The 15,522-nt window shown below is 73.9% G+C and carries 15 protein-coding genes; 8 read left to right on the forward strand and 7 right to left on the reverse strand.

Translation table 11 applies throughout. The annotated features are described in order from the left end of the window. Positions 1-3: 3 nt before the first annotated feature. Positions 4-444 carry an HNH endonuclease gene (locus E1264_RS14440; RefSeq protein WP_132173576.1) on the forward strand — a complete coding sequence of 147 codons (441 nt, stop codon included), beginning with the start codon at positions 4-6 and terminating at the stop codon, positions 442-444. Between the two features lie 190 nt (positions 445-634). Continuing rightward, positions 635-1,651, forward strand: coding sequence for a hypothetical protein (locus tag E1264_RS14445; protein ID WP_243710935.1), 1,017 nt, complete (start codon positions 635-637; stop codon positions 1,649-1,651). Positions 1,652-1,662: 11 nt separating this feature from the next. Here E1264_RS14445 and E1264_RS14450 read toward each other — a convergent pair whose 3' ends face one another. After that, a complete protein-coding gene (locus tag E1264_RS14450; protein WP_132173578.1) occupies positions 1,663-2,718 on the reverse strand; it encodes a Gfo/Idh/MocA family oxidoreductase in 1,056 nt (351 codons plus the stop codon). Positions 2,719-2,816: 98 nt separating this feature from the next. Between E1264_RS14450 and E1264_RS14455 the strand changes: the two genes are divergently transcribed. Both E1264_RS14455 and E1264_RS14460 read left to right on the forward strand, forming a co-directional pair. After that, complete coding sequence (locus E1264_RS14455; protein WP_243710936.1) at positions 2,817-4,463, forward strand: FAD-dependent oxidoreductase; 1,647 nt, start codon at positions 2,817-2,819, stop codon at positions 4,461-4,463. Continuing rightward, a complete protein-coding gene (locus tag E1264_RS14460; protein WP_132173582.1) occupies positions 4,460-5,872 on the forward strand; it encodes an ATP-binding protein in 1,413 nt (470 codons plus the stop codon). The genes E1264_RS14455 and E1264_RS14460 overlap by 4 nt, the downstream gene beginning before the upstream one ends. Before the next feature lie 6 nt (positions 5,873-5,878). Here E1264_RS14460 and E1264_RS14465 read toward each other — a convergent pair whose 3' ends face one another. Continuing rightward, positions 5,879-6,673 carry a class II aldolase/adducin family protein gene (locus tag E1264_RS14465; protein ID WP_132173584.1) on the reverse strand — a complete coding sequence of 265 codons (795 nt, stop codon included), beginning with the start codon at positions 6,671-6,673 and terminating at the stop codon, positions 5,879-5,881. Positions 6,674-6,799: 126 nt separating this feature from the next. Between E1264_RS14465 and E1264_RS14470 the strand changes: the two genes are divergently transcribed. The 3 genes from E1264_RS14470 (at position 6,800) to E1264_RS14480 (ending at position 9,287) form a co-directional block, all read left to right on the forward strand. Next, positions 6,800-8,005, forward strand: coding sequence for an RsbRD N-terminal domain-containing protein (locus tag E1264_RS14470; protein ID WP_132173586.1), 1,206 nt, complete (start codon positions 6,800-6,802; stop codon positions 8,003-8,005). A gap of 71 nt (positions 8,006-8,076) precedes the next feature. Next, positions 8,077-8,958, forward strand: coding sequence for an LLM class flavin-dependent oxidoreductase (locus E1264_RS14475; RefSeq protein WP_207935914.1), 882 nt, complete (start codon positions 8,077-8,079; stop codon positions 8,956-8,958). Next, positions 8,958-9,287: a multidrug efflux SMR transporter gene (locus tag E1264_RS14480; protein ID WP_132173590.1), complete on the forward strand. Its 330-nt coding sequence runs from the start codon at positions 8,958-8,960 to the stop codon at positions 9,285-9,287. The genes E1264_RS14475 and E1264_RS14480 overlap by 1 nt, the downstream gene beginning before the upstream one ends. A gap of 30 nt (positions 9,288-9,317) precedes the next feature. Here the strand turns inward: E1264_RS14480 and E1264_RS14485 are convergent, their stop codons facing one another. Both E1264_RS14485 and E1264_RS14490 read right to left on the reverse strand, forming a co-directional pair. After that, positions 9,318-10,169 (reverse strand): AraC family transcriptional regulator, encoded by an 852-nt coding sequence (locus E1264_RS14485; RefSeq protein WP_132173592.1) that lies wholly within the window; start codon positions 10,167-10,169, stop codon positions 9,318-9,320. A gap of 47 nt (positions 10,170-10,216) precedes the next feature. Next, the gene (locus E1264_RS14490; protein ID WP_132173594.1) at positions 10,217-10,966 is read right to left on the reverse strand and encodes a hypothetical protein; all 750 of its coding nucleotides are present in this window, start codon (positions 10,964-10,966) and stop codon (positions 10,217-10,219) included. A 242-nt stretch (positions 10,967-11,208) separates the two neighbouring features. On the opposite strand from E1264_RS14490, the gene E1264_RS14495 reads away from it, so the two are divergent. Further along, positions 11,209-12,645 (forward strand): alpha/beta fold hydrolase, encoded by a 1,437-nt coding sequence (locus E1264_RS14495; protein ID WP_132173596.1) that lies wholly within the window; start codon positions 11,209-11,211, stop codon positions 12,643-12,645. Positions 12,646-12,670: 25 nt separating this feature from the next. Here the strand turns inward: E1264_RS14495 and E1264_RS14500 are convergent, their stop codons facing one another. The 3 genes from E1264_RS14500 to E1264_RS43360 form a co-directional block, all read right to left on the reverse strand. Beyond that, positions 12,671-13,096 (reverse strand): hypothetical protein, encoded by a 426-nt coding sequence (locus tag E1264_RS14500; protein WP_132173598.1) that lies wholly within the window; start codon positions 13,094-13,096, stop codon positions 12,671-12,673. A 5-nt stretch (positions 13,097-13,101) separates the two neighbouring features. After that, a complete protein-coding gene (locus E1264_RS14505; RefSeq protein WP_207935915.1) occupies positions 13,102-13,692 on the reverse strand; it encodes a hypothetical protein in 591 nt (196 codons plus the stop codon). 91 nt (positions 13,693-13,783) lie between these two features. Next, positions 13,784-15,522, reverse strand: a 1,739-nt coding sequence (locus tag E1264_RS43360; RefSeq protein ID WP_165964174.1) for a DUF6077 domain-containing protein, incomplete at its 5' end; no start/stop codon positions are given.

The following is a 15,522-nucleotide window of genomic DNA, read 5'->3' on the forward strand; positions in this document are numbered from 1 at the left end:
CCGGTGAACGTGCTCGTCCTGAACGCGTCGTACGAGCCACTGCAGAAGGTGGATCTGCGGCACGCCATCCGGATGCTGGTCCGCGAGGTGGCGGTCGTGGAGGAGGCGGAGGAGGGCCGCACCTTCGGCCGTTTCCCCGTGCCGCGCGTCCTGCGGCTGGTCCGGTACGTCGCGATGCGCTGGCGGCACGGACGGCGCCCGCCGTGGAGCAAGCGCGGCGTCTACCTGCGCGACCGGGGGCTCTGCTGCTACTGCGGCAAGCGCGGCAACACCATCGACCACGTCCACCCGCAGTCGCGCGGCGGCGGCGACACGTGGGAGAACACCGTCCTGGCCTGCGGCAAGTGCAACAACCGCAAGGGCGACCGGACGGTCGCGGAGGCGGGCCTGCGGCTGCTGGCCGAGCCGCGCGTCCCGCGCTGGGACGAGCTCGTCGGCCCCTGACCCAAGCCGTGGCGCAAGGCGCATCGGAGGCCGGTCCACCGCACCGCGGGGACCGGCCTCCGAATCGTGGACCATACCGAGATCCGGTAGTGTTCGAGTTACTCTATGTGTTTTTGAAAGCTTCTGAGGCTAATTAGGTGATTGTGGTAGCGTGCCGCCAATCTTGACGTTTGTTATCTAGGAGTGATCTGTGGCGGCCCTCGATCCCCTCGGCACGGCGGCCCGCCCGGGCGGGCGGCGCAGGGCGGGGCGGCGCCTCGCGGCCCTCGCCCTCGCGGCGGGCCTTGCGGTGGCGCTGCCGCCGGCGTCCGGGAGCGCGGCGAGCCTCCCGCAGGAACCGCAGGACCTCAAGAAGAAGTACGCGGACCTCCAGAAGCGCGCCGCGAAGCTGTCGAAGGAGTACCGCGGCGAGCTCGTCACCCTCGAAGAGACGAAGAAGGCCGCCGAGCGCGCCGCCGCGGACGCCGCCGCGTCCGGCAGGGAGTACGAGGCCGCCCGCGCGGACATCGCCCGCCTCGCCTCCACCGCCTACATGACCGGACGGCTCGACGTCGCCCCGATGATCTCCGCGGCGGACCCGGGCGCCGCCGTCCACGACGCCGCCGTGATCGAGCACATCAGCCGCAACAACGGCCGCCGCCTCCAGACGCTGCAGGCCCTCAACACGAAGGCGACCGAGTCGCAGGCGACGGCCGCCAAGAAGCTGGACGCGGTGAAGAAGGAGATCGAGGACCTGGAGAGCCAGCGCACCCGCGTCAGGAAGCTGCTGGCCAAGTACAAGCCCGAGGTCACCAGGACGCAGGCCCCCGCCGGACGCCCCGACGGCGTGAGCGGCTCCAAGTCACCGATCACCGGGAACTCGATGACCGCGCGGATGCGGACCGCCCTGCTCGCGATCGACGGCAGGTTCGGACCGTTCCCGGCCATCGGGTGCTCGCGGCCCGGCGACCCGCAGGACCACGGCTCCGGCCGGGCCTGCGACTTCATGGAGAGCACCGGCGGGCGGATGCCGAGCGCGTCCGCGCAGGCGCACGGCGACCAGGTCGCCCAGTACGTGATCAACAACGCGTCCCGGCTGGGGATCAAGTACGTCATCTGGAAGCAGCGCATCTACGACTTCCGCAGCAGCGGCGGCTGGCGCCAGATGGAGGACCGCGGCAGCGTCACGCAGAACCACTACGACCACGTCCACGTCTCCGTCCTCTGACCTGGAACGCGCTAACCCTCGTCCAGATCCACGACGGCGCGTTCCGCGGCGGAGCGGGCGGCGGCCTCGACGACCTCCAGGCCGATGATCGCGTCGGCGAGCGTCACCGGAGGGGGCTCCTCCCCGGCGAGGGCGCGGGCCACGGACGCGTAGAACTCCTGGTAGGCGCCGGGCGCGGTGGGTTCGAGCCGCTCCTCGCCGGGCGTCCCGACCACGCCGTACGAGTCGGGCGGGGCGATCCCGTAGCCCGGGTCCTTCGGGGTGAGGCCCGCGCGGAGCTGCCCCTCCTGCGCGTCCATCCCCGGCACGACGTAGGACGCGCGGCTCCCCAGCACCCGGAACCGCGGCCCGAGCTGCGCGGCCGTCGCGCTCGCCCACAGGTGGGAGCGGACGCCACCGGGGTGGGACAGGGCCACGAACACGTCGTCGGGCACCGCCGCCCCCGGGCGCCGCGCGTCGATCTCCGCGTAGACGGTGCCGGGTCGGCCGAACAGCGCGACCGCCTGGTCGATCAGGTGCGTGCCGAGGCCGAACAGGATGCCGCCCGCGTCGCGCGGATCGGTGCTCTCCTTCCAGCTCTTCTTCACCTCCGGCCGCCACCGCTCGAAGCGCGACTCGAACCGCCGGACGTCGCCGAGGGCGTCCGAGCCGACCAGCCGGGACGCCGTCCGGAAGTCGCCGTCCCAGCGCCGGTTGTGGAACGGGAACACCGGCAGCCCCCGCACGGCGCTCAGCGCGGCCAGCGACCGGGCGTCCGCGGCGGAGGCCGCGACCGGCTTGTCCACGACGGCGGGCAGGCCCGAGGTCAGCGCCGTCCGGGCGAGCGCGACGTGCTGCCGGTTCGGCGCGGTGATCACCACCAGGTCGTACTCGCCGGACGCGCCCCACAGCCGGTCGGCGTCGTCCGCGACCTCCGCCTCCGGGTACCGCTCCCGCACCGCCGCCTGCCGCTCCGGGTTCCCGGTGACGACCGCGGCGAGCCGCATTCCCGGGACGGACGAGATCAGCGGCGCGTGGAACACCGAGCCGCCGGTGCCGTATCCGATCAGCGCAACACGCAGGTCCATGCGTCGATCATGACCGATGGCGCGGCGGCCGCCGGGAACCGGGGTCCGGGCGCGACGTAGGCTTCTGTCCAGGGATGGACAGGAATGAGGGGGCCCGTTTGCCCAAGCCAGTGCTTCTGACGGTCGACGACGACCCGGGCGTGTCCCGGGCCGTGGCCCGGGACCTGCGGCGCAGGTACGCCGAGTCGTACCGGATCGTGCGCGCCGAGTCCGGCCGGCAGGCGCTCGACGCCCTGAGCGAGCTGCGGCTGCGCGGCGAGGACACCGCCGTCATGGTCGCCGACTACCGGATGCCCGAGATGAACGGCGTCGAGTTCCTCGAACGCGCCATGGACCTGTACCCGTACGCGCGGCGCGTCCTGCTCACCGCCTACGCCGACACCGACGCCGCGATCCGCGCGATCAACGTCGTCGACCTCGACCACTACCTGCTGAAGCCCTGGGACCCGCCCGACGAGAAGTTCTACCCGGTGATCGACGAGCAGCTCGACGCGTGGGCGCGGACCGAGCGGCCCCCGCCCCGGGAGCTGCGGGTCGTCGGGCACCGCTGGTCGGCCCGCTGCTACGAGGTCCGCGACTTCCTCGCCCGCCACCAGGTGCCCTACCACTGGCTCATGGACGGCGACCCGGAGGGCGCGCAGCTCGTCGCCGCCGCGGGCTCACCGGAGCTGCCGCTGATCGTGACCGCCGACGGGACGACGCTGTGCGCCCCGACCGACGCCGAGCTGGCCTCCGCGATCGGCCTGCCGACCACCCCGTCCACCGGGTTCTACGACCTGATCGTCGTCGGCGGCGGGCCGTCCGGGCTCGGCGCGGCCGTGTACGGCGCCTCGGAGGGCCTGAACACGGTGGTCGTGGAGCGGCGCGCGCTCGGCGGGCAGGCCGGGCAGAGCTCCCGCATCGAGAACTACCTCGGCTTCCCCGACGGGGTGACCGGGGCGCAGCTCGCCGAGCGGGCCCGCCGCCAGGCCGACCGGTTCGGCGCCGAGCTGCTCCAGGCGGGCGAGGTCACCGCGCTGGAGGCGCGCGGCACCGCCCGCGTCGCCCGGCTCGCGGACGGCACCGAGATCGCCGCGCACGCCGTCATCCTCGCCACCGGCGTGTCCTACCGGCGCCTCAACGCCGAGGGCGTGGAGGACTTCGTCGGGCGCGGCGTGTTCTACGGCGCGGCGCTCACCGAGGCGCCGTCCTGCAAGGACGAGGAGGTCGCGGTCGTCGGCGGCGCGAACTCCGCCGGGCAGGCCGCCGTCCACCTCGCGAAATACGCCAGGAAGGTGCACATCATCGTCCGGGCGGACGGCCTGGAGCGGTCGATGTCGCACTACCTGATCGAGCAGATCGCCGAGACGCCGAACATCGAGGTCCACACCGGCAAGACCGTCTGCGCGGCGGAGGGCGCCGACCGGCTGGAGCGCCTCACGTTCGCGTGGGAGGGCGGCAAGAAGACGATCGACGCGCACTGGCTGTTCGTGTTCATCGGCGCCGAGCCGGGCACGGGCTGGCTGGACGGCTTCGTCGAGCGCGACCCGCGCGGCTACGTGCTGACCGGCCCCGACCTCGTCGCCGGGGGGCGCCGCCCCGCCGGGTGGCCGCTCGCCCGGCAGCCCTACCACCTGGAGACCAGCGTCCCCGGCGTGTTCGCGGCGGGCGACGTCCGCTCGGAGTCGATGAAGCGGGTCGCGTCCGCGGTCGGCGACGGCGCCATGGCCGTCGCGCTCGTCCACCGCTATCTGGAGCAGGCATGACAACGGCAACGCCCGAGGAGCTGCGGGAGCTGTTCCTCTTCGAGGACCTCGACGACGAGAAGCTGGCCTGGCTGTCGGAGCACGGGACGGTCGAGGCGGTCCCGGCGGGCGGCGTGATCTGCGCGCAGGGCGACGCCGCCGAGTTCCTGTACGTGCTGCTGGACGGCGAGATGGCGATGTCCACGAACGTCCGGGGCCACGTCGTGGAGGTGACCCGGACGGACCGTCCCGGCACCTACGGCGGCGCCGTCCAGGCGTACCTGGGCGACAAGATCGAGCAGATCTACCAGCACACGCTCCGGGCCGTCCGGGACTGCCGGATGTTCGTGCTGCCCGCACGCAAGTTCGGCAAGTCCGTCCTGAAGTGGTTCCCGATGGCCGCCCACCTTCTGGAGGGCATCTTCTTCGGGATGACCAACAACCGGCGGGTCGTCGACCAGCGGGAGCGGCTCACCGCGCTCGGCACGATCACCGCCGGGCTCACGCACGAGCTGAACAACCCCGCCGCCGCGGCGGCGCGGGCCAGCACCGAGCTGGGCGAGCGGCTGATCGGCGCGCAGAAGAGCCTCGCCGACCTCGCGGCCCAGGGCGTCGACTGCACGCATCTCAGCGCGCTGGTCGCGCTGCGTCCCGACCTCCGGCCGCAGGCGGCCAGGCGGAGCCCGCTGGAGGTCAGCGACGCCGAGGACGAGCTCGGCGACTGGATGGAGGCGCACGGCGTCGACGACGCCTGGGACCTCGCGCCCGGCCTGGTCGCGGCCGGGATCGGCATCGAGCAGGCCGAGGAGGTCGCGACGGCGGCGGGCGAGCACCTGCCGGGAGCGATGCGCTGGCTCACCGAGGTGATGGAGGTCGCGCAGCTCCAGGCGGAGATATCCGAGGCGATGGGCCGCATCACCGCGCTGCTGGACTCGGCGCGCCAGTACTCCCAGCTCGACCGCGCCGCCCACCAGCGCGCCGACCTGCACGAGCTGCTCGACAGCACGCTCACCATGCTCAAGCGCAAGATCGGCCAGGACGTGGTCGTGAAGACCGACTACGACCCCGGGCTGCCGCCCGTCCCCGTCTACGCGGCGGAGCTGAACCAGGTCTGGACGAACCTGATCGTGAACGCCCTGTACGCGATGGACGGCTCCGGCACCCTCACGATCCGCACGGCGCGCGAGAACGACCACGCGCTCGTGGAGATCGCCGACACCGGGACCGGCATCCCCGAGGAGAACCTCGGCCGGATCTTCACGCCCTTCTTCACCACGAAGCCGGTGGGGCAGGGCACCGGCCTCGGCCTGGACATCTCGTGGCGCATCGTCGCCGACCGGCACGGCGGCGACATCCGGGTCGAGTCGCTGCCCGGCGACACCCGCTTCCAGGTGCTGCTGCCGCTCACCGAGCCGAACGGCGGGGACTGACCGCGGCTACTCGAACAGGTCGGGCTGCTCCCGGGTGATCTGGTCGTACAGCGGCTGGTAGTTGATCCAGCCGACCAGGTCGTTGCCGATCTGCTGGTGGGTCAGGACGGCGTTGTCGTGCTCGATCGGGACGACCTGCCCGGCGGCCTTGGCGAGGAGCTGCACCTGGCACGAGCGCTCCATCGTGATGAACCACCAGGCGGCGGCGTCCACGGTGTCGCCGACCGTCAGCAGGCCGTGGTTGCGGAGGATGACGGCCTTGGTGTCGCCGAGCGCGGCGGCGATCCGCTTGCCCTCCTCCAGGTCGGTGACGACGCCGGTGTAGTCGTCGAACAGGCCGTGGTCCTGGTAGAACGCGCACACGTCCTGCGTGATCGGCTCCAGCCTCTGGCCGAGCGCCGAGAGCGCCCGCCCGTAGGTGGAGTGGCTGTGCGCGGCGGCGACGACGCCCGGCCTCGCCTGGTGGATCTGGGAGTGGATCGCGAACGCGGCCTCGTTGACCGGGTACCGTCCCTGGACGACCTTGCCCTCGTGGTTCACCAGGATCAGGTCGCTGACCTTGATGTGCTTGAACGACATCCCGAACGGGTTCACCCAGAAGTGGTCGGTGCGCTCGGGGTCGCGGGCGGTGATGTGCCCGGCCACGCCCTCCTCGAAGCCGAACTTGCCGAAGATGCGCAGCGCGGCGGTGAGGCGCTCCTTGCGGTGCCGGCGCTCGTCCTCGACGTCGTCGAAGGCCGGGGGCAGCTTGAAGATCAGGTCGGTGGGCAGCTTCTCCAGGAACTCGTCCTCGTCGGACATGGGGGCACTCCTCGGCTCGTCTGCGTCCACCGAACACCATCGCCGGGCGGTTCGGCTATACCGGAACGATCCAAGCCTTCCGGGCCTCGTTGTCCGTTGCGGACAAAAGGGGCGCAGAATGGGGGGATGGAGCCCAGCGACGGCGACCGGTTCCTGCGGTTGCTGACCGAGCACGGCGAGGACCCGGTGCTGCTGGAGGCGGCCGTCCGCGCCGCCCGCGGCCGGTCCGCGCTGGTGGCGGCGCTGCCGGAAGAGGAGACCAGGCGGCACACCCGCGCGCTCGTGCGGGGCGTGCTCGCCGCGCTGGAGGGCGGCGGGCCGGACGCGCTGGAGGGCGGCGGTCCCGCCGGGGACGTCCTCGCGGCGGCGGAGCGGCTCGGCTCGGACCGGGCGCGGCAGGGCGTGCCGGTCGAGGAGTTCCTGGACGGCTTCCAGGCGGGCCGCGCCCATCTCGTCCGGACGCTCATCGCCGACGGCCGCCGCCGGGGCGTCCCGGACGCCGCGCTCCTCGACGGCGTCACCCGCATCGACGAGATCACCACCGCGCTCGTCCGCCGGATGGTCCACGCGCACCGGGTCGCCGAGCTGGAGATGGCCCGGACGGTCCGGGAGGGCCGCGTGCAGATGCTGCGGCAGCTCCTGCACGGCGAGGCCGTCCCGGTGCTCGCGCCGCTCGATCCGTCCCGCGCCTACCACTGCGTGGTCTCCGACGTCAGCGACCCGGCGGTCGCGGCGCGGCTGGAGGCGGAGCTGACCGCCGCGGGCCCCGGGCTGTGCGGCCTGGTCGACGGGCGGTTCGCCGCGCTGGTCACCCGCCTCCCGGAGCCGCGCGCCACGTCCGAACCCTTGTGGGGGGACGACCCCTCACGCCCCCCGGAACGGCCCGAGCCGCTGCTGGTGGCGGCGCCGCCCGCACGTCCCGCCGAGATCGCGCCGATGTACGAGCTGGGACGGCGGGCGCTGCGCGCGGGCGGCGAAGCCGCGCTCACCGGCCTGCGCTGGCTCGCCGACCTGGCGCTGCTCACCGCCACCGACGCGGAGCCGGAGCTCGGCGGCCTGCTCGCGGGCGCGCTGCTGGCGGGCCTCGACCCGGACGAGCCGTTCCACCGCGAGCTGGCCGAGACGGGCCTCGCCTACCTCGACCACGGCGGCCGGATCGAGCCGACGGCCGCGGCGCTGCACGTCCACGGCAACACGGTCAAGTACCGGGTCCGGCGGCTGCAGGAGCTGACCGGGCGCCCGCTGCTCGACCCGTCGGGCGGGACGGCCGTGTCCCGCGCCGCGCACTGGTGGTGGGCGCTGCACCGATGGCTCGCCCGCGCACCGTCCTGATTCTGTTTGGATGGACGTTCTGGAGGGCGTTCCGTCCGGGGGACGTCCGGGACGAGACCCGAGGGGGACCGGTGACGCCACCGAAGATCGGCACCGTGATGTGGCCCATGCAGTCGTGGCCGGACGCCGGGGAGCTGTGGCGGCGCGCCGAGGACCTCGGGTTCCGGCACGCCTGGGTGTACGACCACATCGCCTGGCGCGGCACGACGCCCTGGTACGACGCCTACACGACGCTCGCCGCGGCCGCCGCCGTCACCTCCCGGGTCCGGATCGGCACGCTGGTCACCTCACCGAACTTCCGGCATCCCGTCCCGACCGCGCACGCGATCAAGACGATCGACCACGTCAGCGGCGGGCGGCTCGCGATCGGCATCGGGTCGGGCGGCACCCGCCGCGCCTCCGACGCGGGCGTCCTCGGCGGCGACGACTGGACGCCCGGCGAGCGCGCCTCCCGCTTCGCCGAATGGGTCGGGCTGCTCGACCGGCTGCTGCGGGAGCCGGAGACGACCTTCGAGGGGGAGTACTACACGGCGCGGGAGGTCGTCCTGGAGCCGGGTTGCGTGCAGCGTCCCCGCGTGCCGTTCGTCATCGCCGGGAACGGCCCGCGCGGCATGCGGCTCGCCGCCCGGCACGGCGCCGGATGGGTGACGAGCGGCCGCCCCGAGGGCGGGACCGCGCAGGAGACCGTCCGCTCCCGGCTGGAGGCCCTGGACGCGGCGTGCGAGGCGGAGGGCCGCGAGATCGAGGACAGGATCCTGCTGACCGGGTTCAGCGGGGAGCCCTGGCTGGACTCGACCGGCTCGTTCGACGACCTCGCGGGCCGCTACGCCGAGCTCGGCGTCACCGAGATCGTGCTGCACTGGCCGCGCCCCGGCTCGCCGTTCGACGCCGACATGAAGGTCTTCGAGTCCATCGCGGAGAAGTACGGCACCGGGCCGGGAGAGGGCCGCTGATGCCGTTCGTGCTGCTCGCGCTCGCGATCGCCTTCGAGGTCACCGCCACGCTCTCGATGCGCGCGTCCGACGGGTTCACCAAGCCCGGGCCCGCGGTGGTCGTGGTCGCCGGGTACGTGATCTCGTTCTACCTGCTGTCGAAGGCGCTGACGTCGCTGAACGTCGGGCCCGTCTACGCGATCTGGTCCGCGCTCGGCACCATCGGCGCGTTCGCCGGCGGCGTGCTGCTGTTCGGCGAGCAGGTCAAGCCGCTCACCATCGCCGGAGCGGTGATCATCGTGGTGGGCGTGATCGTGCTGAACCTCGGCGGCGGCGTCCACCAGGGCTGAGGCCCGGGTTCTGATCAGGCGGCGGTCGGGTCAGGCGGGTTCGGCGAGGGTGGTGACGCGCTGCTGATCCAGCTGCCCGCCGATCAGCTCGCGCGGCGTGCAGCCGGACAGGGCGCGGAACTCGCGGCTCAGGTGCGCCTGGTCGTAGTAGCCGCAGGCGGACGCGGCGTCGGCGAGCCCGGTGCCGCCGGTCAGCAGCCCGATGGCGCGCTGGAAGCGGATCACGCGGGCCATCACCTTGGGCGGCAGCCCGGCCTGCTCCCGGAACCGGTGGGTCAGGTGCTTGCGGCTCCAGCCGACGTCGGCGGCGATCCCGGCGACCGTCACGGCGGGGTCGCCGTTCAGCAGCCGCCACGCCCTGGCGACCTCCGGGTCGGGCGCCGGACCGGCCTCCAGGCGGCGCAGCAGGAACGCGTCGAGGACGTCGAACCGGTCGCTCCAGGACGGGGCGGCGGCGAGCCGTTCCACGAGCGTGTGCGCGCTCCGCCCGAACAGGTCGGACAGCTCGACGGCGGCGTTGGTGAGGTGCGCGAGCGGGACGCCGAGCAGCGTGTAGGCGCCGAGCGGGGTCACGTCGAGCTGGACGCCGCGCTGCCCGCCCGGGCTGAGGTACATGCCGTGCCCGTCGTGCATCCCGGCGACGAACGACCCGTACTCGCGGTCGGGCTCACCGGCGTCGGGGACGGTCAGCAGGAGCGGCGGCCCCAGATTGATGATCATGACGGCGGTGCGGGTGGGCAGGGTCCGCATCCGCGTCGGGACGGCCTCGGTCTCCCAGTAGCCGTCGTAGGAGCGCAGGAAGGGGCGCAGCGCCGGGTGGGGGCGCCGCTGCGCCAGCCACCAGCCGCCGCGGTCGGAGAACTCGACCGGCCTTTCGCCCATGCCCCCAGTCCTACCACGCGGCGGGGACGAAACCGGGCGCGCCGGCGCTACTCGTACACCTGGCCGCACACCGCGATGCGCGCCAGGTCGTCCCAGGTCATGGTGGTGATCGTGCGGACGTAGGAGCGGGCGGGCGGCTCGCCGGGCCCGGCGGGCAGCGGGACGCGGGCGCCGTCCGCGGCGTCCCACCCACCGAGGCTTCCCGCGACGGCGCATTCCAGGTACGTCGCCGGGTCGAAGTTGTACCAGCGGGCGGGGGTGCCGCGGGCGCCGGAGCCGGGCGGGCGCGGCGCGTCCACGCCGAACCTGGCCTGCGGGCCCGGGGGAGCGGCCACGAACTCCTCCAGGTCGGCGATCTGGGAGAGCAGGACACGCTCCCAGTCGGCGTACCCCTCCGGCTCGTCGCCGGGCAGCGACAGGTCCTTGCCGCTCCACGCCGGGTCGAAGTCGGCGGGCGGTGTCGTGGACGCCGCCGCGAACATCGCCGCGACGTCGTCCGGCTCCAACCGCGCCTGGTCACTGAGCGGCGCGCTCACCTTCCACAGCGAGCGCAGGAACGCCGACAGCGACCAGGACGCCGCCCTGGCCTCCTGGCCGAGATGCAGGAACACCAGATACAGGTCGCGGTTCGTGCGGACGGCGGGCCCGGGCGGGCCCTCCACCCAGTAGATCTGCCTGTGCTTGACGCCGCTTTCCAGCACCATGACCTGGGCGAGAGCCGAAATCCGCGAGTCGTGCGAGGCCACATGGAAAGTGTTGCCGAGGTCGTCCTGGCGCATGACGTCCCAGGTCTGCATCCGGCTCCTCCACGGTCGGCGGCGGGCGTTCACGGCCCCCTCCGCTCCCAAAATTGTCCCATTATGGGAGCCGACCACCAGTAGTGCCGATATCACTTTCCGGACTCGAAGTCGTGACTTTGTGTCCATAAAGTCCGCTGCGGGGGAATGGCCGGGGGGTGATCGAGGGGACCACTCGGCGCGCCGTGACCGGATCCGGCGAGTTCTCACCGCCGCGTGGATCGCGGGGTCATGATCGGCACATGCGATCACGTTCCATCGCGGCGTTCGCCCTCGTCCTCGCGCTCGCCGCGCCGGGCGCGGCGACGGCCTCCGCGTCACCCGGGCCCGCGGGCGGGCCGTCCTCGTCCGGTTCCTCCGGACCGGTCCTGACCGATCCCCGTCCCTGCGCCGGCCAGGCCGGATACACCTGCTCGTTCCTGACCGTGCCGCTCGACCACCGCCACCCGCGCGGGCCGGAGACGCTCCGCCTGCAGGTGGCCACGGCGGACAACGCGGACGCGCCCAAGGGCGTCCTGCTGTTCCTCACCGGCGGGCCGGGGCAGCCCGGCGCCCCCTTCATCAGCCGCATCGCCCAGCGCATGCCGGACGTGGCGAAGAACTACCGGCTCGTCATGGTCGACCAGCGGGGCACGGGCGAGTTCGGCGCCATCAACTGCCCCGCGCTGCAGGCCCAGGTCGGCAGCAGCGACATCGAGCCGCCCACGCCCGAAGCGGTCGCCGAGTGCGCCGGCGTCCTCGGGGACCGGCGGCACTACTACACGACCGAGCAGACCGTCGGCGACCTCGACCTGCTGCGGCGGGCGCTCGGCGTCCGGACGATGGCGGTCGACGGCGTCTCCTACGGCACCATCACCGGCGCCTCCTACACCGCGCGCTACCCGCGGCACGTGAGCAGGCTCGTCCTGGACTCGGTCGTGCCGCACCGCGACCCGCAGCGCGACAACATGCTTTACCTGACGAGCCTGCGCGCCACCGGACGGGTCCTGCGGGACGCGTGCAAGGCGGCCCCCGCGTGCGGCTTCGACCCGGCCGAGGAGCTGGCCTGGGTCGTCCGGCACCGCCCGGACCCCGTGCTGATCTGGGACATGCTGGTCACCTACGAGTTCGTCGACCCGACGTTCCGCGACCCGGACTCGCTGCCCGGCGGCGCGGGCGACGCCGTCTCGGCGATCCACGAGGCCCGCCACGGCGACCCGGCGCGGCTCGACCGGCTGCTCCAGTTCCTGAACTCGGGCGGCGATCCCGTCGCGCAGTACAGCTCGGGCCTGCACATCGCCACGATCTGCGGCGACGGGCACTTCCCGTGGGGGACGTCGCAGACGCGGCCGTCCGTCCGCAAGGCCGCGCTGGAGCGGACGCGCCGCAACCTGCCCGCCCGGGCGACCTGGCCGTTCACCGCCGACACGGCGGTGGGCAACGGGTTCGTCCAGGAATGCCTCACCTGGCCCTGGTCCCGGCACACCGCCGAGCCGCCGCGCGCCACGCTGCCCGTCCCGGTGCTGCTGGTGAACGGCGACCGGGACCTGTCCACGCCGGTCGAATGGGCGCGGGAGGCGCTCAGCTACGCGCCGCGCGGCAGGCTCGTCGTGGTGAAGGGCGCCGCGCACTCCATCCAGAACCGCGAGCTCGGGACGGCGGGCCGCGAAGCGGTCACCCGGTTCCTCCTGGACGGCTGACGCCCGTCCGGGTCGTCGGCGCCGGTCAGGCGTCGATGACCCGGTGCAGCAGGTCGCGGTAGCCGCGCAGCGCCAGGCGGAGCCGCTCGGTGTCGGGGGGCTCGTCCGTCGCGGCGGCCTCCGCGAGGCTCCGCCGGTGCGCGGCGATCGCGTGCCCGAGCGCGTCGACGGCGTCGGAGGCGAGGCCGTCCGCCCGGCGGACGGCCTCGCGCGGGTCGTCGACGAACCCGGACTGCACCTCGTGCCAGCGGTCCCGGAGCCGCCCGGCCTCGGCCGGGTCGAGCAGCCGCCCCGGCGCTTCCGCGGCGGGCGCCGGCGCTTCCGCGGCCGGGCCTTGCACGTCGGCCGGGGCCGATACGTCGGCCGGGCCCGGCACGTCCAGGGCGGGGGGCTTCGGCGCGGGGCCGGCGACGTGCGTGTCGCCGGCCCCGCCGGATGGCCTGTGCTCCATCGGGGTCAGCTCCTCGGGGCCCGGTCTCCGGTGCCGCCCGCCGTCCCGCCCGCCGTCGCGCCGGTGGGCGCGGCGAGCAGCTCGTCGAACAGCGCGCGGTAGTGCACCATGGCCTGCCGCAGGTCCTCGGTGGACGCCTGCCTGGCCGCGGCCCGGTCGCTGATGGCGTGGGCGCGCCGGTAGTGGTCCATCGTGCGGCCGTGCTCCACCGACAGGTGGGCGACCTTGTCCTCGAAGCCGTGCGTCGGGTAGCCGCGCTCGCCCATCACCACGGTGACGAGCCCGTCGGCCTGCTCGACCGCCGCCTCCGGGGCGTCCACGAAGCGCTCCTGGACGCCCGCCCACTGCTCGCTGTACCGCTCGCGCCGGTCCGGATCGAGGTCGCGCAGGTTGAGCTCCTCGTGGCGCTCCTCGCGGGAGCGCAGCTCGCGCTCCGCGGCCGCGCGGCCGCCCTGGCGCTCCACGGCCCGGTCGTACTCGGGGCCGAAGCGCTGCCGGAGCCGCCGCGTGCGGGCTCCGGTCCAGGCCAGGTAGAACGCCGCGGCGAGGCCGGCGACGATGACGATGGCGATGACGAGCCATATCGCGGTCGACATGGTTCCTCCAACATGCGTCGGATCGATTGGGAAGGCGGATGCCCGGAAACCGGCGTTCAAAACGAATCGCCATGAAACGGGCAGGCTGGGGTCAGGTGGCCGGTGGAAAGAGGCAGATCAGGCGGCCGACACGCCGGTCGCCCCCGTACCCGGCGCTCCGTAGCAGCGCCAGGCCGCGCCCGTCGCGGCGGCTCGCGCACGCCACGTCCACCTTCGTGCGCGACAGCGCCGCGGCGACCTCCGCCGCCTCCGGCTTGGCGCTGCGCGGCCCGCGGACGGCCGCCGACAGCACCCTGCGATCCCGGATGAACTGCGGCGGCACCGGCAGCAGCTTCAGGTAGTGGCTGTTCGGGTTCACGGCGTGCGTGCGGACGGTCAGCAGCGGCACGACCCGCATGACCCCGGACGGCATCAGGACCAGGCCGTCCGTTCCCGCGAGCGCGACCACGTCCCGCGCCGTGCCGACGGCGGACGCCGGAACCTTCCACGCCGGACGCGACGCCACGACGGACCCGTTCGACTCCGACCACACCGGGGTCCCGCCCGCGACCAGCGCCACCGCGAGCACCGCGGCGGGGGCCGCGGTCACGGCGGCGCGCGCCGGCCCGGACCACGGCCCGAGGGGGATCCGGACGGCGGCGAGCAGCCCGATCAGCGCGGGTGCGGGGACGACCCACATCGTCCGCCACAGCACCTGGCCGGCGCCCGTCACGTCCGCAGCGGCCTCCAGGACCCCGGGGACGATCAGCACGGTCAGCGCCGCCGCGACACCGGCCGCGATCAGCGCGGGGACGCCGCGGCGCGCCGTCCACGGCGACAGCCACACCGCGCACCCGCCGATCACGCCGAGCGCGGCGTGCAGCAGGACCCACCGGTAGCTGCCGGGGGCGTCGTGCACCCTCCCGACCACGCTCGTGTCGCCGTAGAGCAGCTTCACCGCGAGCGCCGCCCCGACCGGGTACGCCATCGCCGCGCACGCGGCGAGCCCGGCCAGGACGCGCCCGGCGGCGATCAGCGCGACGGCGGCGGCACCCGCGACGAGCGGCACGACGAACACGGCGGACGAGGTCAGCCCCACCGCCGCGACCCCGGCCGCGGCGAGCAGCGCGAGGTCGCCGCGGGTCCGCCGCTCCGCCCACCGCGTCAGGTACACGAACAGCAGCGGCACCAGCGCGGACACCAGCATCGCCTTGCCCTGCCACATCCGCAGCAGGTGGAACGATCCGAGCGACGCCCCGCCCATCCCGCTCCAGAGCAGGTACACCGCGCCGACCGCGAAGCACAGCGGGGCGTTGCGCGGCGCCCACGCCCTGACCAGCCGCCACAGCGCCCAGACGGCGACGAACGTCACCGCGGGCAGCAGCAGGTACCAGACGAACGAGGCCGCCGGGACGCCGAGCAGCCGCGCCATCGCACCGGCGAGCACCTCGATCGACGCCACCGGCGGCTCGCCCGATATCTCGTCCGCCGTGCCGGGGGTGAAGATGACGTCCTTGAGCGGGATCTCCCCGGTCGTCGCCGTCGCCACGGAGCGCGAGACGAAGTAGGCGTCGTCGCCGTCGGAGTTCACGATGAACAGCGACGCGACCGCGAACCCGGCGCCGGTGAGGAGCGCGAGCGGCGTCCCCCACCGGGTGTCCCGGACGTCGGGGACGGTGCCCTCCATCTCGGCGTCGTCCGGCGGCGTCCGGCGGAGCAGCAGGTAGGCGGCCGAGGCGGCGACGCTCACGATCCCCGCGGCCCACGCGCACCACCACGGGACACCGGACGGGTGCAGGCCCGCGGACGTCCCCGCCACCCCCCCCGCGACCACGGCGACGGCGGCCGGCC

This window comes from Actinomadura sp. KC216 (assembly GCF_004348535.1).
Classification (GTDB): domain Bacteria; phylum Actinomycetota; class Actinomycetes; order Streptosporangiales; family Streptosporangiaceae; genus Spirillospora.